The sequence below is a fragment of the Legionella nigrisilvae genome (assembly GCF_977063395.2).
This window is the reverse complement of sequence record NZ_CDRUGZ020000044.1, coordinates 234033-254634: the sequence shown is the minus strand read 5'-3', so window position 1 is coordinate 254634 and position 20602 is coordinate 234033. Positions and strand designations below refer to the sequence as shown.

The following is a 20602-nucleotide window of genomic DNA, read 5'->3' as shown; positions in this document are numbered from 1 at the left end:
GGAAATGTAGAGGTAATAATGACGAATATAGTTATCGAACTTTTTGAGAGTATAAAATATCTTGTTTTTAAAAAAAATAATATAACCCTTTATTACAATGGATTTAATGATTTACTCAATTTAATGGAGATGGCACTGGCGCTTGATAAAGATGAACATTGTATTTTCACTTATGTAGTGGACCATGATACGGAAGAAACTAATAAACTGAAGTACCACGAAGGAATTAATGCGACTTATAGTGATGAAGGTCACTACCATTTCGAAAGAAAGGATAAAGGGAAAATAACTGTTAAGGATATTATCCAATTATTGGATTATTTAGTTAAATATAATTTGTTGAATGAGAGAGAAAAATCTGAAGTAATTATAAGATTTTGTGACAAAAAACAGGCTCAGAGAAAACTAAGGATTTTTTCCCATATCTGTAATGAAGAACCAGTGAGCAACAATATTGGCAAGCCCATGACCAATCCAAATTAATTCTTACTATCCCATTTAGCTTTTCTTTTTTGTGGCAGAAATAATGGACAATGTATGAGACATCTTAGCATCAGGTAATTCAAGACAAATCGCGTGCAATACAGAGAATTAAATTTAATACTTTGTTAATAATTATTGGTTACAATGAGCTAAAAAGATGTGCCGAGTGTTTGATTTATGAAGATATTGTATATTCCTTTTTCCTTTGAGGATGCTTTGTTTGATTTACAAAAAAAAGCCAATGTTTGGTATGAGCGATCAAAAAGAAACGGTGAAGAACTATTTATTATTTATCACGGTAGCGGCAAAGTTGATACTCAATTAAGCCTTAAACAAGCCTTGCAAAAGGGACAATGCCACATTTATATCCTGAGTCATGGAATGAATACGAGTAAATACACAGTCTGTAACCAATCAATTGATGATGACGCTTATCAAGAGCTGGGTATTGAGGACGTTGCAGCACATTTTACAGAGGATTTAGTGATACCAAATTTTAGTGATAACAATGTTATTAAGTTATTCTTTTGTGATGAATACCGACAAGAGAATAAGTCTAGAAGTATGGCTGAGCAATTTCGTAAACATTTAGACAAATCCCTCCAAAAAATAGAAATCGAGTATTATTCAGAGGTGAGTCTTAGTGTGCCAGGAGCAGCACGGAGCGTGTTAGGGGGAGCTAAGGGTGCTTTGAAAACACTCCATATGACTAATGATTTGTTTGATCTTAGCTTAACCTGTCTTGCAGGCAAGGCAAAAACATTTAGACACGGGCTAAACGAACAACCTTTTACAAGTGTTTCCTCCTTTTCAGTCTCCGCACGATTCTTTGACCCTCCACGTAAACCAGAAAAAATAAATTATCCTGAATATTCACATCCTATTTTGCAAGAATTTGCTGAAAAACTAGTTAGAATAATACAGTGTGATAAAATCTTGTCAAAGAATCAACATTATCTTATCGGTGAGCTATTATTTCTTTTGCCCCGCGATATAAAAAGCTATCAGGTGAGTGGGTTAAAATTTACGGGCAAGAGTATTATACTGGAATTTAATATTAATAAAGAACTTCTCAACCTTTATTTAAATCAATTCGCAATTAGTCCAGAACAATCTGAAAGTTTACAAACGAGTCAAAAAAATAAAATGCTCTGAAGTGTTGCCAAAAGTTTGTCAATAAGATCATTTGACTCTTCAACACGACGATAAAAACCCTCCCTTTTTAATGAGAGAAAGTCGATAGAATTTTTTCTGCACTACCCTCTGGGTAGTTCTCTCTATTAACGCGTAAATATATAACTTGCTCTTTCTCTGCGAGTGCCACCTCAACCACTCCTTTAATGTTTAGTAGTTGAGTAATTATATTCTCTTTCTTTTCGGACCAAGGATAGTGCAAAATAAGTGTTGAAACAGCATCGTTTGATTTCATTGAAACAGATGCAATTAACCATAAGATACCAAGAATGGCATTAGTAATAAATATTCCCTCGCTACTATTCCACTGATACAGTACACCAGATAATGCTCCCCCAATAAAAAGCCCTAAAAATTGACTGGTTGAATAAATACCCATTGCCGTCCCTTTACTATTGGGATTTGCCTGTTTCGATACCAAAGAGGGTAATGCTGCCTCGAGGATATTAAAAGCAACGAAGTAAATTAGCATGAGAATGCACAAACTAAACCAATTTTGAAACGTATAGGCCAATAACAGTTGTGCTGCAGTTATTGTAAGGACTGAAGAAAGAAAAACGCTTTTCATGCGCTTTTTCTTTTCCGCAAGCACAATAAACGGGATCATCAGTATAAATGATATGAGCATGAGTGGCAGGTAAAAATGCCACTGTTGGGATAAATGGCCGTGCTCCACTTGTTTTCTTAAGATATAGGGAATAGCAAAAAAGGTTGCTGTGAGAATAAAATGCTGACAGAAAATACCTATATTAAGACGTTGTAGTTGCATGTTGGATACAACTTGTTTCAATAAAGCGGGATTTGTTTCGCTATCAATATGAAAACGTTCACTTACAGGTTTAGGAATAACCAAATTAAGTAAAACGATCCCGGCAATCGCTAATAAGGTAGTGAGATAAAAAATACCCGATAGACCAAAATAATGGGTAATGGCAGGACTCACGACCATAGCCAAACTAAACGATGTACCGATGGTCATACCGATGACTGCCATGGCCTTGGTACGCTGTTCATCAGGCGTAAGATCGGCAAGTAAGGCGATTAAAACACTTCCAATAGCACCGGTTCCTTGTAATGCTCGGGCAAAGATCATTCCATAAATAGAATCGGTCAGAGCACCCAGTAAGCTTCCACTGGCAAAAAGAAGCAATCCCAAAGTAATCATGGGTTTTCTACCTATTTTATCGGAAAGCATTCCGAAAGGCATTTGGAGGATGCCTTGAGCCAGCCCATAAATTCCAAGCGCAAAACCTACCAATGCTGGAGTGGCATTACGCAAATTTTCTGCATAGATGCTAAATACAGGAATAAGCAAAAACAAGCCGAGCATGCGAAAAGAAAAAATTGCAGCTATAGGAAACACAGTTTTAAACCAAGAATGTTTCATTCATTAATATATGTTTATCTTAATCGTGGTGCCGATAGTACAAAGTTAGCACTCTAGAAACAAGATATTTGAAAATTTAATGATCTAATGATTGCTTTATCGATAAATAAAAATGAAAATGTATTTTTTTGTAACTGTTGGTCCAAGGATGTTAGGATACGAGCGCTTGGTATTTTGAAATCACTACTTAGGCAAGAAAAAGGGAATCTGGATTGGGTAGGGAGAATTCCTGGATTCTGTTTTTTGACCAGGGTACACGCAACAGGGGATGGATTCTTAAAGAGATACCATTGTTTTAGCAAACAGTTGCTTTTATAGATGAAGTTGATGAGGAATTTTCCATGAGTTTGGTTTTTGCAGATAAAGTTGGATTGATTACTGGCGGTGCACGGGGTATCGGTAAGGCGACTGCATTAAAGTTAGCACAGGCAGGATGTGATATTGCTATAGTTTATTACAACAGCTCTGATGAAGCCCAAGCTTTAGTTAAAGAAATCCAGGCTGTTGGACGCAGGGCAATTGCTCTGCAAGCCAATGTGGCTGACCATCAGTCCGTAAAGGAAATGTTGACTCAATTCCGCGAACACTTTAATCGACTTGATTTCTTAATTAGTAATGCGGCCAGTGGTGTTTTAAAATCGGCACTTAAGATGTCAACTAAGCATTGGCGTTGGTGTTTGGAAACAAATGCTTTGGCATTAAATCATTTAGCCACAGAAGCTCGTTCATTAATGCCAAAAGGGAGTCGAATTATTGCTTTGTCCAGTCTTGGCGCATCACGCGCGATTCCTAATTATGCCTTTATAGGTGCTTCTAAAGCGGCTCTTGAAGCATTAGTTCGCTCTTTAAGTCTTGAGTTAGCGGTTGATGGGATCACTGTGAATACTGTTTCGGCTGGAGTAGTTGATACCGACGCCTTAAAGCATTTTCCTAACAGAGAAGAGTTACTTGATGAGTATCAAGCGCACTCTTTGGCCGATAGACCATTGACAACCCAAGATGTTGCCAATGCAATTTATCTTTTATGCTTACCGGAAGCGGCTATGATTAATGCTCATACTTTATTTGTTGATGCAGGGTATAGTCAGGTTGGTTAATACCTTATCACTTTAATTTTGTGTCTTTAAAAAAATATATGGTATAATTCCCGGCTTTTTAAATTAGCTGATCTCTGAGGAACAAAATATGAATGTAGCAGACGTTTATCCTAAGGTTAGGGAAATTGTTGCTGATGTGTTAGTAATTGATGCTGAAGACGTATCTCTTAATAGTCGATTGATAGCAGATCTAGGCGCTGAATCTATTGATTTTCTTGATTTGGTTTTCCAATTAGAAAAAGAATTCAAAATAAAAATCCCTCGGGGCCAATTGGAAAAAAATGCACGGGGTGATTTGGCGGAAGATGAGTTTGAAAAAGGCGGCGTTATTACTGAGCAAGGTTTGAAAGCGTTGCAAGACTATTTAAGCGAAGTTCCAGCGGATCAATTCAAGCCAAATATGAAAGTCAATGAAATACCCTTGTTATTTACCATTGAAACGTTTTGTAAGTTAGTTGTTGTTGCCATCAAAGAGCAACAAACTGCCGGAGCTGGAGCTTAAGTTCGGTATTATTTTTATAGATTAATAGGGTTTATTAAATACTGATGAGATTCTTATTTGTTGATCGTATCGTCGAGTCATCTCCTGGTCAGTGGATCCGGGGAATAAAACATATTACCTCAAATGATACGTTCCTCACAGTTGATGAACAGGGGCGGCCTTGTTTTATCCCTTCTTTAATCGGAGAAACACTTGGGCAATTGGCAGCATGGAATGTTATGGCGCTGCAAGAATTCACTCATAGGCCTGTGGCTGGTATCGTAGCACGTGCCTCTATGCACCGCAGAGCCTATGTCGGGGAGACTTTATTGCTGGAGTCATTTATAGAACATATAGATGATTCAGTGATGCAATATCATAGTGAAGCCCGGGTAGGTAGTGAACTTGTCTTCAGTCTTGACGGCGCTTTAGGCCCTTTACTGCCTATGGATGATTTTATCAATTTGGATGAAGTGAAACAGCAATTTTCTGAAATTAACCGTCCTGGCGAATGGTCGGTTATTAGTAAAGAAAGTGGGCCTGTGGCGGATGATTATCTGATAATGGATTCGAACGTGTCTGTAATGCCCATGGCCTTTGATAGAATATGTTCCAGTCAACCGGGGGTGCGTTTAGTCGCTGAAAAAAGAATATCCCGAGCTGCCCCTTATTTTGCAGATCATTTTCCCAAGAAACCTGTACTACCTTTGACGGTATTATTGGAATGCAAGCTCAATTTAGCTTATGAATTTGTTTTGCGCGCAGGATACTCAACACAGTATCAAGTAAGCGAATTTCGCAAAATAAAAATGAATGAATTTGTCTATCCAGGCGATGTTCTTGAATGTAATGTAACCGTTAAGAAGCAAACCGAAGACGAGTTGATCCTGGCTTACCGCAGCGAGGTTGCCGGTAAACGTGTTTGTGTTGTAGATGTAGTACTTATTCCCAGAGGATAAATAAAGTGAAAAAAAGACGAGTGGCTATTACAGGTTTGGGAGCGGTTTCCCCTTTAGGACTCGATGTCCAGTCCACATGGTCTAATTTATTGGCGGGACACTCAGGAATTGCTGAAATTAAGCAATTTGATGCCAGTGCTTTTCCTACATATATTGCGGCTGAGGTGAAAAACTTTGCGCTCGATCCCAAGTTAATTACCAAACGAAGTCGCTTTTCAGTGCATTTTACCCGTTTTGCTCTTGCTGCCGCTCAACAAGCTTTTGATGATGCGGGTCTCGTGCCTACCGAACAAACTGCAGCCCAGTGGGGTGTAGTTACCGGCAGTGGTATGATGACTGCCGAATTTGATTATCTATCTCGATTTCAGCAAATTTGTGCCTCAGATGGTGAAGCAGATTGGGGACGTTTGCTTGATAACACTCAAGAATTTTATAAATTATCCGATTTTGGCAAAACAACGCCAAATTCAGGCTTGTCTTTATTGATTCAACAATTCGGAATCAGAGGTTATGCCTCCTCAGTACATACCGCTTGTGCCTCTGGCGGCCAAGCTTTAGGTTTAGCAATGCAGGTAATTCGTCGGGGTGAAGCAGATTATATGTTAGCTGGCGGATTTGATTCAATGATCAATCCCTTAGGATTATCCAGTTTTTGCCTATTAGGTGCCTTATCTACGTACAACAGTACTCCAGAAACAGCAAGTCGACCTTTTGATGCCACGCGTAATGGTTTTGTCTTAGGAGAAGGTGCGGCTTTTTTAATTCTTGAAGAATGGAGTAAAGCAAAAGCACGCGGTGCCCGTATTTATGCTGAATTGGCCGGTGAAGGGAATTCTTTAAGTTCTTATCGAATTACCGATTCTCATCCAAATGGTGATGGCGCGATTCAAGCAATTGAACGTGCTCTTCAAGATGCTGGAGTAAAGGCTTCCGATGTGGATTACATCAATGCACATGGAACCTCAACTAAAATGAATGACTTAAGCGAAACAAATGCCATTAAAGCAGTTTTTGGGGAGTCTGTCGCAACCTTACCGGTAAGTTCGACTAAAGGGCAAACAGGACATTTAATTGCTGCTGCAGGCGCACTTGAGGCAGTCTTATCCGTTAAATCGATAGAACAGGCACAAGTCCCTAAAACCGCTAATTTAACTAACCCCGATCCTGAATGCGATTTGGATTATGTGGTTGATGGGCCACGCGAACGATCTTTGGGCGTGGTTTTATCCAATTCATTTGGATTTGGTGGCTCCAATAGTTGCTTATTGTTTAAGCATCCTGAGTTTGGGGGAGCAGATTTATGAGTCAAGACAATAGAGTATTTATTACAGGACGGAGTGCTTTAACCGCATCAGGTGCTACTGCAGATGCAACTTGGAATTCGATTCTTTCTGGTAAAAGTGGGATTGCAGAAATAACCCAATGGGATTTGTCACAATGGTCTCACCGTTTGGGAGGCGAACTAAAAGAGTTCAACCCTGCAAAAATGCTGCCCGATCGTAAGTTGATGAAGGTCATTTCACGTCAGGATGTGATGGGAATTAATGCTGCAGTACAAGCAATTGAACATAGTCATATGATTGATTATCGCGATACTCTTGCAGACCCCAATTCATTTAATGAGCAAACAGCAGTATTTGTGGGCTCTCCGGGGAATAAATATTTTCAACAATATGATTTTTTACCCTTGTTAGCAAAAACCCACGGGATGCAGCAATTTGCGCAGGAATTATTCGAAACAGTCCATCCGATGTGGCTATTACGAATATTACCTAATAATGTCCTTGCATATACCGGAATAACTTATGAATTTAAAGGCCCTAATCATAATGTAACAAATCATGCTGTTGGGGGAACACAAGCTCTATTGGAAGCCTATCACGCAATTCGTACGGGTCAGGCAGAGCGAGCTGTCGTCGTTGCTTATGATATGGGTATTGAGCCTCAAGCGGTCTTTTACTATGATCAATTAGGGGTATTGAGTACTCAACATCTAAAACCTTTTGATGAAGCGCATGATGGTACAATTTTAGCCGAAGGCGCTGCGGCTTTGGTTTTGGAAAGTGAAGCCAGTATGAATGCGCGCTCAGCCACCTGTTACGGTGAGATTATCGGTGGTTTATCAACCAGCGAAGCGGAAGGCCTATTTTCTCTAGATACCAGTGGGCAACAGCTTGCTGAACTGATGCAACGTACGTTAGATCTGGTAAAATTAAGTTCTAATGATTTAGGGTTTATCGTTGCTCATGGAAACGGTAATAGTAAATCAGATTATAGTGAATCTCAGGCAATACAAAATGTGTTTGGCCATGAGGAAATTCCAGTAACAGCATTCAAATGGTCCATGGGACATACCATATGCGCTTCTGGATTAATTGACGCAGTAATGACGACCTATGCACTTTCATCTAAATGTGTGCCAGGTATAGCTAATCTGCAAAATATTGCATCCAGTTGTAATGGTTTATCCGTAAGTGCAGATCATCAACCTGTAAAAAAAGGACCGTATGCACTGACGGTAAATCGCGGATTTGCCAGTATGAATGCGTGTTTGGTGATCAAAGCTTGTGATTAAATTAGAACAAAAAGTCAATGAATTGCCCGTGAGTTGGTTGGGTCGATTTGTCCATAAATTTTTACCCTATAAGCGTAAAATAGTTATGGCCAATATTGATCGTGTTTTCGGTGATCAATTAAGTGAGGCCCAAAAAAAGCGGCTTGCCATATCCTATTATTCACATTTGCTTAAGTCGTTTAAAGAAGCCATTCAATTGCGTTTTATGTCGGAGGATGATTTACGCAATCTGGTGGAGGTTCGTGGCCATGAAAATATGTTGGCAGTGGTAGCACAACAAAAAGGCGTTTTAGTTCTAACAGGACATTTTGGTAATTGGGAAGTTGCACCCATTGGGGGTGTTTTAAATTTTAAAGAATTTCGAGGACAGTTTCATTTTATTCGTCGCACTTTATCAATCAAATTTATTGAGCGAAGTTTGTTTAAGCAATATTATCAAGTGGGTTTAAACGTTATTCCTAAAAAAAATTCGCTTGATAAGGTGTGTGCCGCTTTAGAGCAAAACCATGCGGTCATTTTTGTTCTGGATCAACATGCTTCTTTAGCGAATCGTGATGGTATTGCCGTGGAGTTTTTCGGTACGAAAGCAGGGACTTATCGAAGTTTAGCCACTCTTTCTCGTTATACGGGCGTACCGGTGATTCCTGCTGCAGGCTATCGGTTACCCAATGGAAAGCATGTTTTAGAATTTTATGATCCTATTCCATGGAAAGATTATGGAAGTGCTCAAGAATCCCTTTACCAGAATACATTGGCGTATAATCAAGCGTTAGAACGTATTATATTGAATCATCCTGAGCAATGGAACTGGATGCATAAACGTTGGAAGCTTAAGACCTAAAGATTAACTACTACTAATTGTTTTTTTAAACGATTCAATATGTTCCACCTCGAAGGTATCGTCCTCTTCTTGTTCCGGCTGTTTCATTTTAGAGAAAAAACTTTCTGCCCAATGGAATGCGCTGTGTGCATATACAGTTGCTTCACAAGCATATTCGGAAAACACTTTAGACGCGCTTGCAACAAAGTCAGAAGTTTCTTGAGTTTTGGGTTTTGGTGTGGGTTTAATTATTAGTTCTGGCATAGGACAATCCAGTTCGTCAGAAACATATTGCAAATGATCGGAATCTTCATTTACCTCTGCCAGTAAGGAATCCACCTCCTCACGTTGTTTTTCTTTTAAGGTTAACTCCAGCAAATGGAATCGATTTACACTAAAGGGAGTTTGATTTTCTTTTAACCAGCGATAAAGCCCTTCGTTATGCTCCTTATGGGTCATTACGTAATGGTATAGCTTATGAAGTTTTTGTCTTGTACTTAGCTCATCTTTAGGCATTATTTCTAACGAATAACTTTCGAATGCTTTAATAATTCCTGCAAATTTTTCTTGTGTTAGTGGCAATCTAATTTTGTTTAACAAAGTCGGAAGATCCTTTGCTGATTCTGGAGGTGAAACCGTTTTTTTTTCTGAATTCTTAGGTACATTTTTATTATTTTGTATGAAGCTCAATGATTCTGGGACCACATAATCAGGAGAGTTTGGTTTAAAAAAACCAGTCCATCCATAAGTCCAGCATCGTTTAAGCCATTTGATTAAAGTAGCGAAAAAACCCTGATGTTTAATCCAAATTAACTCTTGCCGTGCTTCAGAAAGCGCTTGTTGAGCTATCTGAATGATTTGCGGATTTTTTTCGGAATTAAGATTTTTTAACGCTAAGGTACACAAATTAATTACGTGTTGATAATTTTCCTCCCCACCACGTAAACCAAAATATCGGAGAACTCTCTTTGCATCAAACAAAAACAATTGATAGCTGACTTGTTCATCGAAGAATAAAGGATGATTTAAAAAAGCAGTAAATAATATTTCCTTTATTATGGGATCTAATTCAGGACGACTTAGCATGAAACCAATATGGTGTATGGCTTGGTTTCTTGATTTTAAGTGTTCTGAACCGGCGTAGAAATCCATGTAGTCATTGATTAGTTTCGAAAAGGGTTCGGGGTCCCCTTTATAATGTATTAAGAAATACTCAAAACAGTTAATCGATTTATCATGCTTAATTAATCCTTGGATAAAAGGGTTTTCATCAGAGTCTGATGACTGTTTTCGCTCTTTGGAAGTTTCCGAAATTGGATTTAAATAAACAGTTTGCAACAACCTTTGAGTATTTATTCGCTTATTTTGATAAAATAATGCAACATTTCCTTTTAACGCATTATTTCTTAAATAACGATTCGTTAAAAAAGCCGTACTTTTTGCTAACTCCTTAAATGCGAGTTTATCATTTAGATAAAAAAGTAATTCAATTGCTTCGAGCGAAAATGAATGGTTTTTATCTAATAATATTTTTGTTAGTTGATTGATATAACTAGCATATGCCTTATTATAGTGACCATTGAGATAAAGACGCATCGCCAAAATCAAATGAGATTCTTTATTTGCATGCTCTAAAAATTTAAGAGGTATTTTATTAAATAGGCCCAAATGTTCAATAATATTTATTATGATGGCTTCTTTCTGATTGGACTCCATTTTGCACAATTCATCGATTACATTGGGGCCTGCAATGTGCATTAAATGAGCCAACACATACTGCGCATTAGGCATGGATGAGAAATGGTTGAGCCAGTAGGTTAAAACACGGTGTCTCTCATAGAGAGGATATCGTTCAATTAAAGCCTCAATTTGTGTTTTACTTAATTGATGAAAATGAGGGACTGAACAAAGAAGACTTATCGCAGCCTCGGGTTCCAATTTCTCAATTAATTGAGCGGAGAGGATTGTCAAATCAAGTTGATGAATGAACATATTAAGACGTGAAGGAACATGATGATCTTGATGCGTTAATCGATTTAATAAGGAATCGCCCCTTAAACAAGATAGGAATTCTTTTTGGCTTAACAGGTGAATAATTAAAAGAGACTTTACTTCCAGACTTTGCACTATTTTTATGGACTCAAGGATGTCTAAGGCCGTTAATTGGCTCTCTTCAAGAGTGGTTAGAAATTGAGTATGACTCCTTATATCCTGACTGATCTCTTTTAAGTACTCAGAGTTTCCCATAGCCGCTTTGAATAAATCAAAACTTTGTATTTTGCTTCCTGTCATGGCACTCTCCTTTTAGTCAAGCACCAGTCTCAAAATAGATTTCTTTCGAACTCTATTGTGACAGCAAATCACTTCGCCGATGTGGTGCTCGAATCCTCATGTGCTCGTGTACACTCCGGTGTTCTGCGCGCTCTGCTTCTTCTCGTGTAGGCTCACTGTAGTGAGTTGCATAGAAGTCAGATGGAACGGTGCGAGTGTGAGGTCGTTCTTTCAGGATAACTCTTTGTAAATAAAATTCAATACTTGTGTTAATTTTGTATAAGTAAACTAATACGAAGATGATTCAATTATCTATTTATTAAAACAAGATACCCTCATAAACAAAGACAGCGGGGCCAGTTAGGGTAATTGCTTGATTGAATTCCGGCCAGTCGATAAACAAATCACCCCCGGGCAAGGTAACTTTTATTTGTTTATCCAGTTGATGGTATAGCCGGCCAATCGCCGCCGCGGCAACCGCACCACTTCCACAGGCTTTGGTTTCTCCACAGCCGCGTTCATAAACACGTAATTTAATATGATGGGAACTCATAATTTGCATGAATCCCACATTGGCTTGAGCAGGAAAGCACTGATGCAAACTGATTTGTTTTCCTAAGGTATCCACTGGTGCTGTTTCGGTATCGGTAACTAATAACACTGCATGGGGATTCCCTACACTTAAGGCGTGGAATTTGACCATTTTTTGGGTTGGAAGTTCTAAAGAATATTCAATAGATTGCTGAGCTGCTTTAAGTGGAATAGCTGAAGGAGCTAATTGAGGAATCCCCATATTAACGCGCACACTGGAGTCTGGATTAATATGCAAATCCATCTGGGTCGTTTTGGTTGCAACGGTTAAGTGATTCTTGTCGGTTAATCCGTAGTATTTTGCAAATAAGGCAAGACAACGTGCTCCATTCCCGCATTGACCCACTTCCTGCCCATCGGCATTAAAAATTCGATAATTGAAGTCAATACCTTTTTGCTGACTGGATTCGATTAACAGGCATTGGTCAAAACCAATCCCGGTATTCCGGTGCGCCATAATAGCGATTTGCTGTGGGCTTAGATTGATTGTCTGATGAATCCCATCAATTACAATGAAATCATTACCTAAGCCATGCATTTTGGTAAATTTAATGTTCATATTATTCTATTGAGTTGATTTATCTGCAGTCCTGCTAGTGGGGTGTGGCAAATAAAGAGGACCTTTTTGCCCACAAGCGGATAAGAAAATAACAAGGCAGATCATAAGTAAAAAGTAAGTTCGTTTCATTTGAAATAAGCAGGTTAACGATTTGAGTATCACTATCTATTTATTTAAGTAAAAATTCAAGTGATAAACAATGATATTAATGCAACCCAATACCTTTAAAAGAATCGGGTTTTCTAACTATACGTTGAGCTCTTGTGCTTTTCCTGGTTCTTCATTATCAATGGGTATATCCAGTTCTTTTCTATATTCATTCAATTTGGAAACCACATTTTCTCCAGAGGATTGCCAAAAAAGAAGGGATTTAACTGAGGAATAACCTACACGGGTATAAGCTGCAAGTCCAATTAATCCTAGACCTGCCAAAAGAACCCCTGCGGCAATTACGGCATTTCTAATATATCGAATTAGTCGGTCATCACGGTGATTTATCAGTGTCTGTTCCACTTTATCAAGATAGTTGTAAAATTGTCGCGCGCGTTCTTTAGGACGAGGGAAATCTCGTGTATTATTTAAAATCTTAAGCAGTTTAGTTACTTCTGTAATTTTGACGTTTATTTTATCATCGGATTTTTTAATTTCATCATCTTGTTCCGACTCTTTAGGTCTATCAGATAATTGAGATCTAAGCCAAGCCAGATATTCCGCAGTTAATGGGATGAGTTTTTTCTTAATAAGCAGCAAATGCTCAACCTCGTTTTCATCGTTCAGTGCTTTACTGTATTCGATTTTTTTGTTGCGTTCCGCTTTCAATACAGTTTTAGTTTTTTCTAGCTGTTGGTTCCTTTCCACTAAATTTTGCTGCATCATTTCAATTTGTGACGTTAATTCGTTTTTTTCCTGTGCTAAAACTGCCTTTTCTTGCTTCACTCTATCTACCACACCATATTTGTTAATCGCATGGCGTTCCACTAATTCTTTAAAAGTACCTTTAGCTGCAGGTTCAGGCAAAGCATTAGGACGGTCTCGATAAAATTTTTGCGCTGCAACATCAATTAGCATTTCGGCTTTTTTTCGGAGTAACAGTTCATGCTTATTGAACACCGCTTCCTCAGTTGCGAGCTCTCGTACTCGACCTAAGGCTTCTATATCATCGATGAAGACTTTAATTTGATGATGCAGTTTTTCAAATTCAGCCAAAGAGCTGCCATAATGTTCCTCAAATCGTTTCGTAAGTTGTTCAACTAAACTTTCCAAACTCTCATCTTTGGATAGTTTTTCCCCCAGTTGTTCACAAATGTATTGGATTTTTATGCTTACTGGATAATTGGCTAATTGCGCAAACTGAGGACTTTCGAAAATTTGTATAATTTCTGGGTTAATTTCTCCATTTGAATACCGTTCATCCTTATTGATTTGAGTTAATAACCCATTAAAAAAGCTTTTCAAGTTCGTATCGGTTGAGGTTTGCAAACGATTAAAATCATCTTGCAAGTTTGCATGTTGTTGTCCTGCGGTTTGGGTAATTCCCTTTAAACTTAAGCTATAGAGAGATTTGACAAATTCCTGAATGCCGGGATTATCTATTTGTAATAATCCGTCAAACTCCTTAAAAATAGCAATGATTGCAATAAAAAGATCTTGCTTCTCTTTTTGTTTACTTTCTTCACTCCAGTCTTCCGTCAAATATTGTAGGCTGACCCTTTGTATTAATGCTCCAAATGAGTTTAAAACATCCTTGCGTGCATTTTCATTGTCGAGTATTGCGGCTGGTGAAATCGAATGTTCCACCAAGGAAGATGAAATATTGGATATTTTTTTAATGTTTTTAGAGAGTACTTTTTGGGCTGAATTTATCAATACGGATAAATCTTTGGTTTCATCAGAATGTACATTAAATATCTTGAAGAAATATTCCTTCATTAAAAAGCTATGTTCTTCATTAACATATCCGGTATTTTTAGGGAATACCTCGGTTAAAAGACCATATTTATGGCCCGTACGAAGCAATTTTCGTTGCGGCGCTACTCCCATCAGAGTGTAGTGAGTCGTATCAAATGCTTCATATGCTGCTCTATTGTCGTAAATTTTGTCGTAAAGCTTGCGGAATATCGTTGGAAAATCAAGTTTTTCCACATCAATGCCATCTCCGAGATCGGCAAGCAAGGACACATATTTTCTACCTAGTCCTGTAGGCTCATGAAAAATTTCTTGTGCATTTTTAAATTCAACCCCATGTTCCTTTAGAAACTTCAGTAATTTAAAAAGCATTAATTTTTGAACATGAGTCGCTTTGGTTTTTTCAGGTGAAACAACAATGTTTTGTTGTGATGCATTCGTTCCAGCAGATCCTGTACCATGATGCCCAGGAATGGTGTTGCGAACTATTATTTGATCAGGGGTCGAACCTTCTGGATAGATAGGTGTAAAGCCCCAATCAGAACGCTCATTTTCGTAATAGACAAACTCCGCATGTTTTACAACAGCTGGAAGTGTAAAAAATCGTTCGTCATACCAGGTTACAGGCCAGCAATCTCCGGGAACTGGGTCAATGATAAAGAGATTCATCGACACGTTAGAAATATTGGTTTTTAGTGCATTAAACCATTGTTCCTGAGCTTCTTTAGTTTTAGGTAGCTGGGATAAAAGGGGTTTAATAATGTCAGGAGTATTGTTTAAAGGTTTTCCTTTTTTATTTTGTTGCCTTTCTGTTTGTTGTGACTCGAGTAGACTTATTAATTGATCAAAGTTCGCGCAAGAGTTAATAGCATCTTTGATTGCATTAATTTCATGAGCAATCAGAATGGATTCAACGCCACCTCTACTGTGCGCAATTTCATTAAGTTCGGTTTGCCCACGGATAACCGCATTTAATGCAATACCTAGCCCAATTCCGATTTTTTCGCCAACATTCCCACCGTCTGTTTTTGGACCATTAACGACCGAAACCTCTAAAGACTGATAAGGAGCGAGTTGTTTGCTATCAATCGCTGGCTGTTCTTCTGTTTTAATTAATGTAGAGACAATACTTAATGTTTCTCCTTTGGGGTAGTAATCCTGTATTCTAGTTCCTACTTTTAAGGGGGTAGTTTTTTTCTTATTTTTTAAAGTAGGAGTGTAAGATGTATCTGTTCCTAACATCGTAAGGGTGAATGACTTGGATTCTACTTTCTTAAACATACGCTTGCCGCTTATTAATTCATAGTAGCGAACTATAATTCATGTTGGGTAATAATGGAATATCCATACCCCTCAAATTTGTTAATAAATGACCCAAACTGATGTTATTTTGCAATAATATGGCTTTTATCAAATATCGGACACGTATAACTTGCACTGTGTTGTTGCATTAGCGATAATTTCTCTTTTTTTGTCTGTGAGGAGATTTGTTTTGAGTGATTTTATAAAGGAGTCACAGGCTCAAACACAAGCATGTGTTATTTGGATGCATGGTTTAGGCGCTGATGCTTCCGATATGATGGGTTTAGTCGATCAATTAACTATCGCAGATCTCGCGGTACGTCATGTATTTATTAATGCCCCCCAGCGTCCAGTGACTTTAAATGCTGGCATGGTCATGCCTGCTTGGTATGATATTATGGGCATGAAACTAATTGATAGAGAAGATAAAGAAGGAATTGAACAATCCGAGTTGCTGATTCGTAAGGTCATGGATGAGCAATTAAATGAAGGTTTAGAGTACAATCAGATCTTTTTAGCAGGGTTTTCACAAGGAGGAGCAATGGCATTGCATACCGCTCTTCATACCACAGCTCGCTTGGCGGGGGTTGTAGCTTTATCTGCTTACTTACCTTTAGCGGCGCATACCAGACCTAAGTTGGATAAGAGTACCCCTTTTTTTATGGGAGCAGGACAATTTGATCCGTTGGTTTTGCCTCAATGGACTGAATCGAGTAAAGATTGGTTATTGGGTAAAGGATATGAACACCTATCTTATTATAAATATCCTATGGAACATTCAATTTGTTTCGAGGAGATTAAAGACTTAAGTCTTTGGTTTAGAAATAAAATTCGGGGAGAAGCATAATGCCCATAGTGAAAAAGTCACGTACGGTTAATTATACCTGTGAGCAAATGTTTTCGTTGGTGAATGAAGTAGAGCGATATGCGGAATTTTTACCTTACTGCGCAGAAAGTTTAGTACATCATCGCGATGAAGATGAAGTGCAGGCCACTTTAGTGATTGGTGCTGCTGGTATGAGTAAATCATTTACCACACGTAATATGCTACAAGTTAACAAAATGATAGAAATTCGTCTTGTTGATGGTCCATTCAGTCATTTAGAGGGTTTTTGGCGCTTTGATGAAGTCGAAGAAGGATGCAAAATCTCTTTTGACCTGGAATTTGAATTTGCAGGGCGTATGTTTTCGATGCTTCTTGGCCCGGTATTTGAGCAAGTCACCGATAAGATGGTCGACTCATTTTGTGAGCGAGCCAAGGAAATTTATGGTCAAAGTTGAGTTGGTTTATGTGGCTATTGACAAGACGGTACAGCATCGGGTTTTAGAGCTCGAACCAGGAGCAACAGTTCTTGATGCGCTTAATGTGTCAGGAATATATGAAGACTATCCGGAGACGCAAGGCATGTCTGTTGGAATTTATGCAAAACAGGTTTCTTTAGAACAGGTGTTGCAAGAGGGAGATAGGATCGAGATATACCGACCTTTGGTTCTCGATCCAAAAGAGAAACGCCGTCAAAAGGCCATCCGCGCTCGCTAATCTTCATCCTATGTAGTCTAGCGCCCGCCTTGAATTTTGGAAATTGTTGCTAGGAATCCTGGGTTTCGCTACGCTACACCCAGGTTACAAATTAGAAATTAGGAATCTTGCTTATTCTTGATTAATGTCCGGTTGATTAAGTGACGCTACCCCCGGTTTTAGTTTACCCCGTTCGATACGTGCGAGAACTCCATTTTGGAAGTATAAGCTGACTGTGGACATAGTCGTATATCCTCGGCCTCTACGCCAAGTGTATGCATAATCCCATCGGTTTTCATTAAACGTAGGACTTAACAAACTGGTTCCCATTAATATAGCAACATCATTTTTACTCATTCCGATTTTGAGTCGGTCGATTTTCGATTTGGGTAATAAATTTCCTTGTTGTACTACTCGTCGGGACAGATCAAATGATGAGCATTGAGTAAGGGTTAAGGTACACACAATTCCTAATAGAAAAATTATTATTCTCATTTTTTTTGCCTATCGTGAAAAATTTCGCCATAATAACACGTCATTTACTGAAAGACACCTTTAACCTAGAAAAGCAGTTGTAACCCTTACTGTACAAGCGAAAAGGACCCATCTGCGGAAATTTTTTCAGGTTAGAAGTAGACAAGTTCGTTACTGCAAAGGAGCATTGATGGAAGAGAGTAAACAGCTAAAAAATGCTGGATTGAAGATTACTTTGCCTCGTTTAAAAGTATTACAAATATTGGAACAGTCTCCTAACCATCATTTAAGCGCGGAAGGTGTTTATAAAGCATTATTAGAGACAGGCGAAGATGTGGGGCTTGCTACGGTTTATCGAGTACTAACGCAATTCGAGACTGCAGGATTGGTGAATCGGCATAATTTTGAGGGAGGGCACTCTGTATTTGAATTAAGCCAGGGAGCGCATCATGATCACCTGGTTTGCATCAAATGTGGTTGTGTTGAGGAGTTTGTTGACGAGGTCATTGAACAAAGACAGAAAACTATCGCCGAACGCGCCAATTTTCACATGACCGATCACGCTTTGAATATTTATGGAATTTGTCCCCGTTGCCATAAAGATCAATGAACGCAATAGGTAGCTTTAATTTTCTTTTTTTCCCAAAAGGAAATAAGTCTTTATTTTGCCAATCCCTTTCATTTCCAGAGTTCCTCGGGGTTCAATAAGGAATTCATCTTGAAGCATAAAAGCCATTTTTTCTGAGATGTGGATTTTATTAGGAAGGGATGTTTCTTCTAGACGACTGGCTAAGTTGACTACATTACCCCATATATCATAAACAAATTTTTTATGGCCGATGATTCCTGCGATTACAGTACCATAGGTCATTCCAATCCGAAATTGAAGTTTCATGTGGTGTTCTTGATTAAACCTCATCATTCGTTCCAGAATGGCCAAAGCATAATTTGCAATATTAATGGCATGTCGAGTGGTTTGTTCAGGGACTCCTGATACAGCCATATAATTATCACCAATGGTTTTAACTTTTTCTACATAATATTGCTCTGTGAGTTTATCAAGCTCTGCAAACAAGCGATTGAGAATATTTACCGTTTGTTTTGCTCCTAATTCCTCCGTTAATTGTGAGAAATTAATAATATCTGCAAACATCACGCTTGCTTGGGAAAATTCATCTGCAATATCTTCCTCTCCTTTTTTCAAGCGTGCAGCGATTGCTTCTGGCAAAATATTCAAGAGTAATAAATCATTTTCCTCATTTACTCTTGATAAAGTCTTTAATGCATGAATAATAAAAAAGAGCATAAGTATTGTTGACAAAAAAGAGAGCGCAAGAGCCAGGGCAATAATTTTAGACATTTTGAGATCAATTTTTTCATTCGTTAAAAATGTGCGAGTATCTACGAGTTTAAAAAATTCTTGTAAGGGTTTTACCACTTGTAATTTGGCGCTCATATAATCGTCCCCAAAAACCATTTGCTGCGCTAATTGAGGATTTGGTTTGCCAATAATGGTGTAATTTCCTGATTTATCAGGATATTTACCCTCAAATAAATTCATAGCTTTGATTTCAGTTTCGGAGAGTTTATTACTTTGGTTTTCTGCTTTGGCCAATAAGGAAAATTCTTTGAGCGTAAAATGATGCTCCAACATCATTGAGGATAACGATTTTGCTGGACCATACGATTGGGGCTGTTTGTTATTAATAACTAAATCCCAATACAATTCGTCATAATTTAAAGGGAGAGGGGAAGTTCCATTACGTATCGCTAAAATTTCATTATAGTAATTACGATATTTCTTCTCGCCGGTTACTACATAAAGGCGGGCCATCTCAGTTAAATCATCAGAGCTTTGTCGAAGCTTATTCGCTAATACATACAATTGATAACGCTCATTGCCATCAATAACCTCTTGAACTGCAATGTGTTTTAACAGAAATAAACACATGATAAGGCTCATTACAGTGAGCGCTAAGAAGAAGAAAAAATAGTGTAAAAGACGTGTGTTTTTAAGATGAAGCTTTCTGAGCACCTTTAACTCTTTTTTTCTATTCACTTACATTCAAGAATAGCTTATTTATATAATAAAGGAGGCATTTCTAATAACTTATTTTAAATGCTATTCTTTATAGAAGAGAGGTCTGTTTTATTAGGGAATTCTTAGGACGAGTCAGACTTGATCCTTAAATTGTTCAAGGATTATTAATGAAATTGTTATTTTTAGGAGCCGGTAGCGGTATAGGAACGGATTTCGGAAATTTTCAATCAAATATGCTACTTCTAACAGATAGTGGGAAAAAACTCCTGATAGATTGTGGTACAGATATTCGTTTTTCTTTAACAAAAGCAGGATACCAATCTCAAGATATTGATGCACTGTATATAAGCCATTTACATGCCGATCACATAGGTGGAATTGAATGGTTCGCCTTTCAACGAAAATTTGCTTCCTCCCCCAAGGGAATGCCTCATTTAATTATTCATGAACAATTAGTAGATCTATTATGGAATAGCAGTCTAAGTGGTGGGTTGAAAACCCTTGATGATAAAGAAGCAACTTTGAGCGATTATTTTGCAGTCCAAGCGGTTCGTACTGGTCACCCTTTTAATTGGGAAGGCTTGGCACTCAACCCAGTACAAACACTCCATATTTATTCCAATAAAGAATTAATGCCAAGCTATGGTTTGAGTATTAGTTATAAAGGAAAAGAATATTTTATTACTACAGATGCACGATTTACCCCAGAACGTTTCGACCCCTATTATCGTGAGGCAACTCTAATTTTTCATGATTGTGAAACCTTGGAAACCCCAAGCGGAGTACATGCTCATTTTAAGCAGCTTGTTACTTTAGATCCTGAAATTAAAGCCAAAAGTTGGTTATATCATTACAATGATGGCCCTCTACCTGATGCACAAGCTCATGGTTTTTTAGGGTTTATCCGTTGTGGTCAGGAATTTGATTTTAGTTAAACAAGTAAT

The 20602-nt window shown here is 38.2% G+C and carries 19 protein-coding genes and 1 pseudogene; 13 read left to right on the top strand and 7 right to left on the bottom strand.

Annotated elements, in window-relative coordinates:
• Positions 1-18: 18 nt before the first annotated feature.
• Together ACWTE2_RS33475 and ACWTE2_RS33470 are read left to right on the top strand one after the other, a co-directional pair.
• Complete coding sequence (locus ACWTE2_RS33475) at positions 19-483, top strand: hypothetical protein (RefSeq protein ID WP_454786149.1); 465 nt, start codon at positions 19-21, stop codon at positions 481-483.
• A gap of 177 nt (positions 484-660) precedes the next feature.
• Positions 661-1638, top strand: coding sequence for a hypothetical protein (locus ACWTE2_RS33470; RefSeq protein WP_454786148.1), 978 nt, complete (start codon positions 661-663; stop codon positions 1636-1638).
• Positions 1639-1705: 67 nt separating this feature from the next.
• Here the strand turns inward: ACWTE2_RS33470 and ACWTE2_RS33465 are convergent, their stop codons facing one another.
• Entirely contained in the window at positions 1706-3064 is a 1359-nt protein-coding gene (locus ACWTE2_RS33465) for an MFS transporter (protein WP_454786147.1), read from the bottom strand.
• Positions 3065-3405: 341 nt separating this feature from the next.
• Here ACWTE2_RS33465 and fabL point away from each other — a divergent pair, with 341 nt between their 5' ends.
• The 6 genes from fabL to ACWTE2_RS33435 all read left to right on the top strand — a co-directional run bounded on the left by fabL (position 3406) and on the right by ACWTE2_RS33435 (position 9017).
• Complete coding sequence (gene fabL / locus ACWTE2_RS33460) at positions 3406-4161, top strand: enoyl-[acyl-carrier-protein] reductase FabL (RefSeq protein WP_454786146.1); 756 nt, start codon at positions 3406-3408, stop codon at positions 4159-4161.
• 88 nt (positions 4162-4249) lie between these two features.
• Positions 4250-4663, top strand: a complete 414-nt coding sequence (locus tag ACWTE2_RS33455; protein WP_182391638.1) for an acyl carrier protein — start codon at positions 4250-4252, stop codon at positions 4661-4663.
• A gap of 44 nt (positions 4664-4707) precedes the next feature.
• Complete coding sequence (locus ACWTE2_RS33450; protein WP_454786145.1) at positions 4708-5601, top strand: ApeI family dehydratase; 894 nt, start codon at positions 4708-4710, stop codon at positions 5599-5601.
• 5 nt (positions 5602-5606) lie between these two features.
• Positions 5607-6905, top strand: a complete 1299-nt coding sequence (locus ACWTE2_RS33445; protein ID WP_454786144.1) for a beta-ketoacyl-[acyl-carrier-protein] synthase family protein — start codon at positions 5607-5609, stop codon at positions 6903-6905.
• Positions 6902-8176: a beta-ketoacyl-[acyl-carrier-protein] synthase family protein gene (locus tag ACWTE2_RS33440; RefSeq protein ID WP_454786143.1), complete on the top strand. Its 1275-nt coding sequence runs from the start codon at positions 6902-6904 to the stop codon at positions 8174-8176. Before ACWTE2_RS33445 ends, ACWTE2_RS33440 begins: the two co-directional genes overlap by 4 nt.
• Complete coding sequence (locus ACWTE2_RS33435) at positions 8169-9017, top strand: lysophospholipid acyltransferase family protein (protein ID WP_182391634.1); 849 nt, start codon at positions 8169-8171, stop codon at positions 9015-9017. Before ACWTE2_RS33440 ends, ACWTE2_RS33435 begins: the two co-directional genes overlap by 8 nt.
• Positions 9018-9020: 3 nt before the next feature.
• Here ACWTE2_RS33435 and ACWTE2_RS33430 read toward each other — a convergent pair whose 3' ends face one another.
• From ACWTE2_RS33430 to ACWTE2_RS33415, 4 genes are all read right to left on the bottom strand, one after another.
• On the bottom strand, positions 9021-11288 hold the full coding sequence (locus ACWTE2_RS33430; protein WP_454786142.1) for a hypothetical protein: 2268 nt from the start codon (positions 11286-11288) through the stop codon (positions 9021-9023).
• A 298-nt stretch (positions 11289-11586) separates the two neighbouring features.
• Entirely contained in the window at positions 11587-12417 is an 831-nt protein-coding gene (gene dapF, locus ACWTE2_RS33425) for a diaminopimelate epimerase (protein ID WP_454786141.1), read from the bottom strand.
• 6 nt (positions 12418-12423) lie between these two features.
• Positions 12424-12546 carry an LPS translocon maturation chaperone LptM gene (gene lptM, locus ACWTE2_RS33420; protein ID WP_454786140.1) on the bottom strand — a complete coding sequence of 41 codons (123 nt, stop codon included), beginning with the start codon at positions 12544-12546 and terminating at the stop codon, positions 12424-12426.
• A 117-nt stretch (positions 12547-12663) separates the two neighbouring features.
• Complete coding sequence (locus ACWTE2_RS33415; protein ID WP_454786139.1) at positions 12664-15603, bottom strand: hypothetical protein; 2940 nt, start codon at positions 15601-15603, stop codon at positions 12664-12666.
• A 211-nt stretch (positions 15604-15814) separates the two neighbouring features.
• Between ACWTE2_RS33415 and ACWTE2_RS33410 the strand changes: the two genes are divergently transcribed.
• From ACWTE2_RS33410 to ACWTE2_RS33400, 3 genes are read left to right on the top strand one after another with little or no spacing between them, the layout of a single operon-like run.
• On the top strand, positions 15815-16471 hold the full coding sequence (locus ACWTE2_RS33410; RefSeq protein WP_454786138.1) for an alpha/beta hydrolase: 657 nt from the start codon (positions 15815-15817) through the stop codon (positions 16469-16471).
• Positions 16471-16905, top strand: coding sequence for a type II toxin-antitoxin system RatA family toxin (locus ACWTE2_RS33405; protein ID WP_182391629.1), 435 nt, complete (start codon positions 16471-16473; stop codon positions 16903-16905). Before ACWTE2_RS33410 ends, ACWTE2_RS33405 begins: the two co-directional genes overlap by 1 nt.
• Positions 16892-17164, top strand: coding sequence for an RnfH family protein (locus ACWTE2_RS33400; protein ID WP_454786137.1), 273 nt, complete (start codon positions 16892-16894; stop codon positions 17162-17164). Before ACWTE2_RS33405 ends, ACWTE2_RS33400 begins: the two co-directional genes overlap by 14 nt.
• 111 nt (positions 17165-17275) lie before the next feature.
• On the opposite strand, the pseudogene ACWTE2_RS33395 reads toward ACWTE2_RS33400, so the two are convergent.
• A pseudogene (locus ACWTE2_RS33395) lies at positions 17276-17669 on the bottom strand (outer membrane protein assembly factor BamE).
• Positions 17670-17807: 138 nt separating this feature from the next.
• Here ACWTE2_RS33395 and fur point away from each other — a divergent pair.
• Entirely contained in the window at positions 17808-18227 is a 420-nt protein-coding gene (gene fur, locus ACWTE2_RS33390) for a ferric iron uptake transcriptional regulator (RefSeq protein ID WP_454786136.1), read from the top strand.
• Positions 18228-18242: 15 nt separating this feature from the next.
• Here the strand turns inward: fur and ACWTE2_RS33385 are convergent, their stop codons facing one another.
• Positions 18243-19568, bottom strand: a complete 1326-nt coding sequence (locus ACWTE2_RS33385) for an adenylate/guanylate cyclase domain-containing protein (RefSeq protein WP_454786135.1) — start codon at positions 19566-19568, stop codon at positions 18243-18245.
• Between the two features lie 257 nt (positions 19569-19825).
• Here ACWTE2_RS33385 and ACWTE2_RS33380 point away from each other — a divergent pair, with 257 nt between their 5' ends.
• Positions 19826-20593 (top strand): MBL fold metallo-hydrolase, encoded by a 768-nt coding sequence (locus tag ACWTE2_RS33380; protein WP_454786134.1) that lies wholly within the window; start codon positions 19826-19828, stop codon positions 20591-20593.
• Positions 20594-20602: the final 9 nt, after the last annotated feature.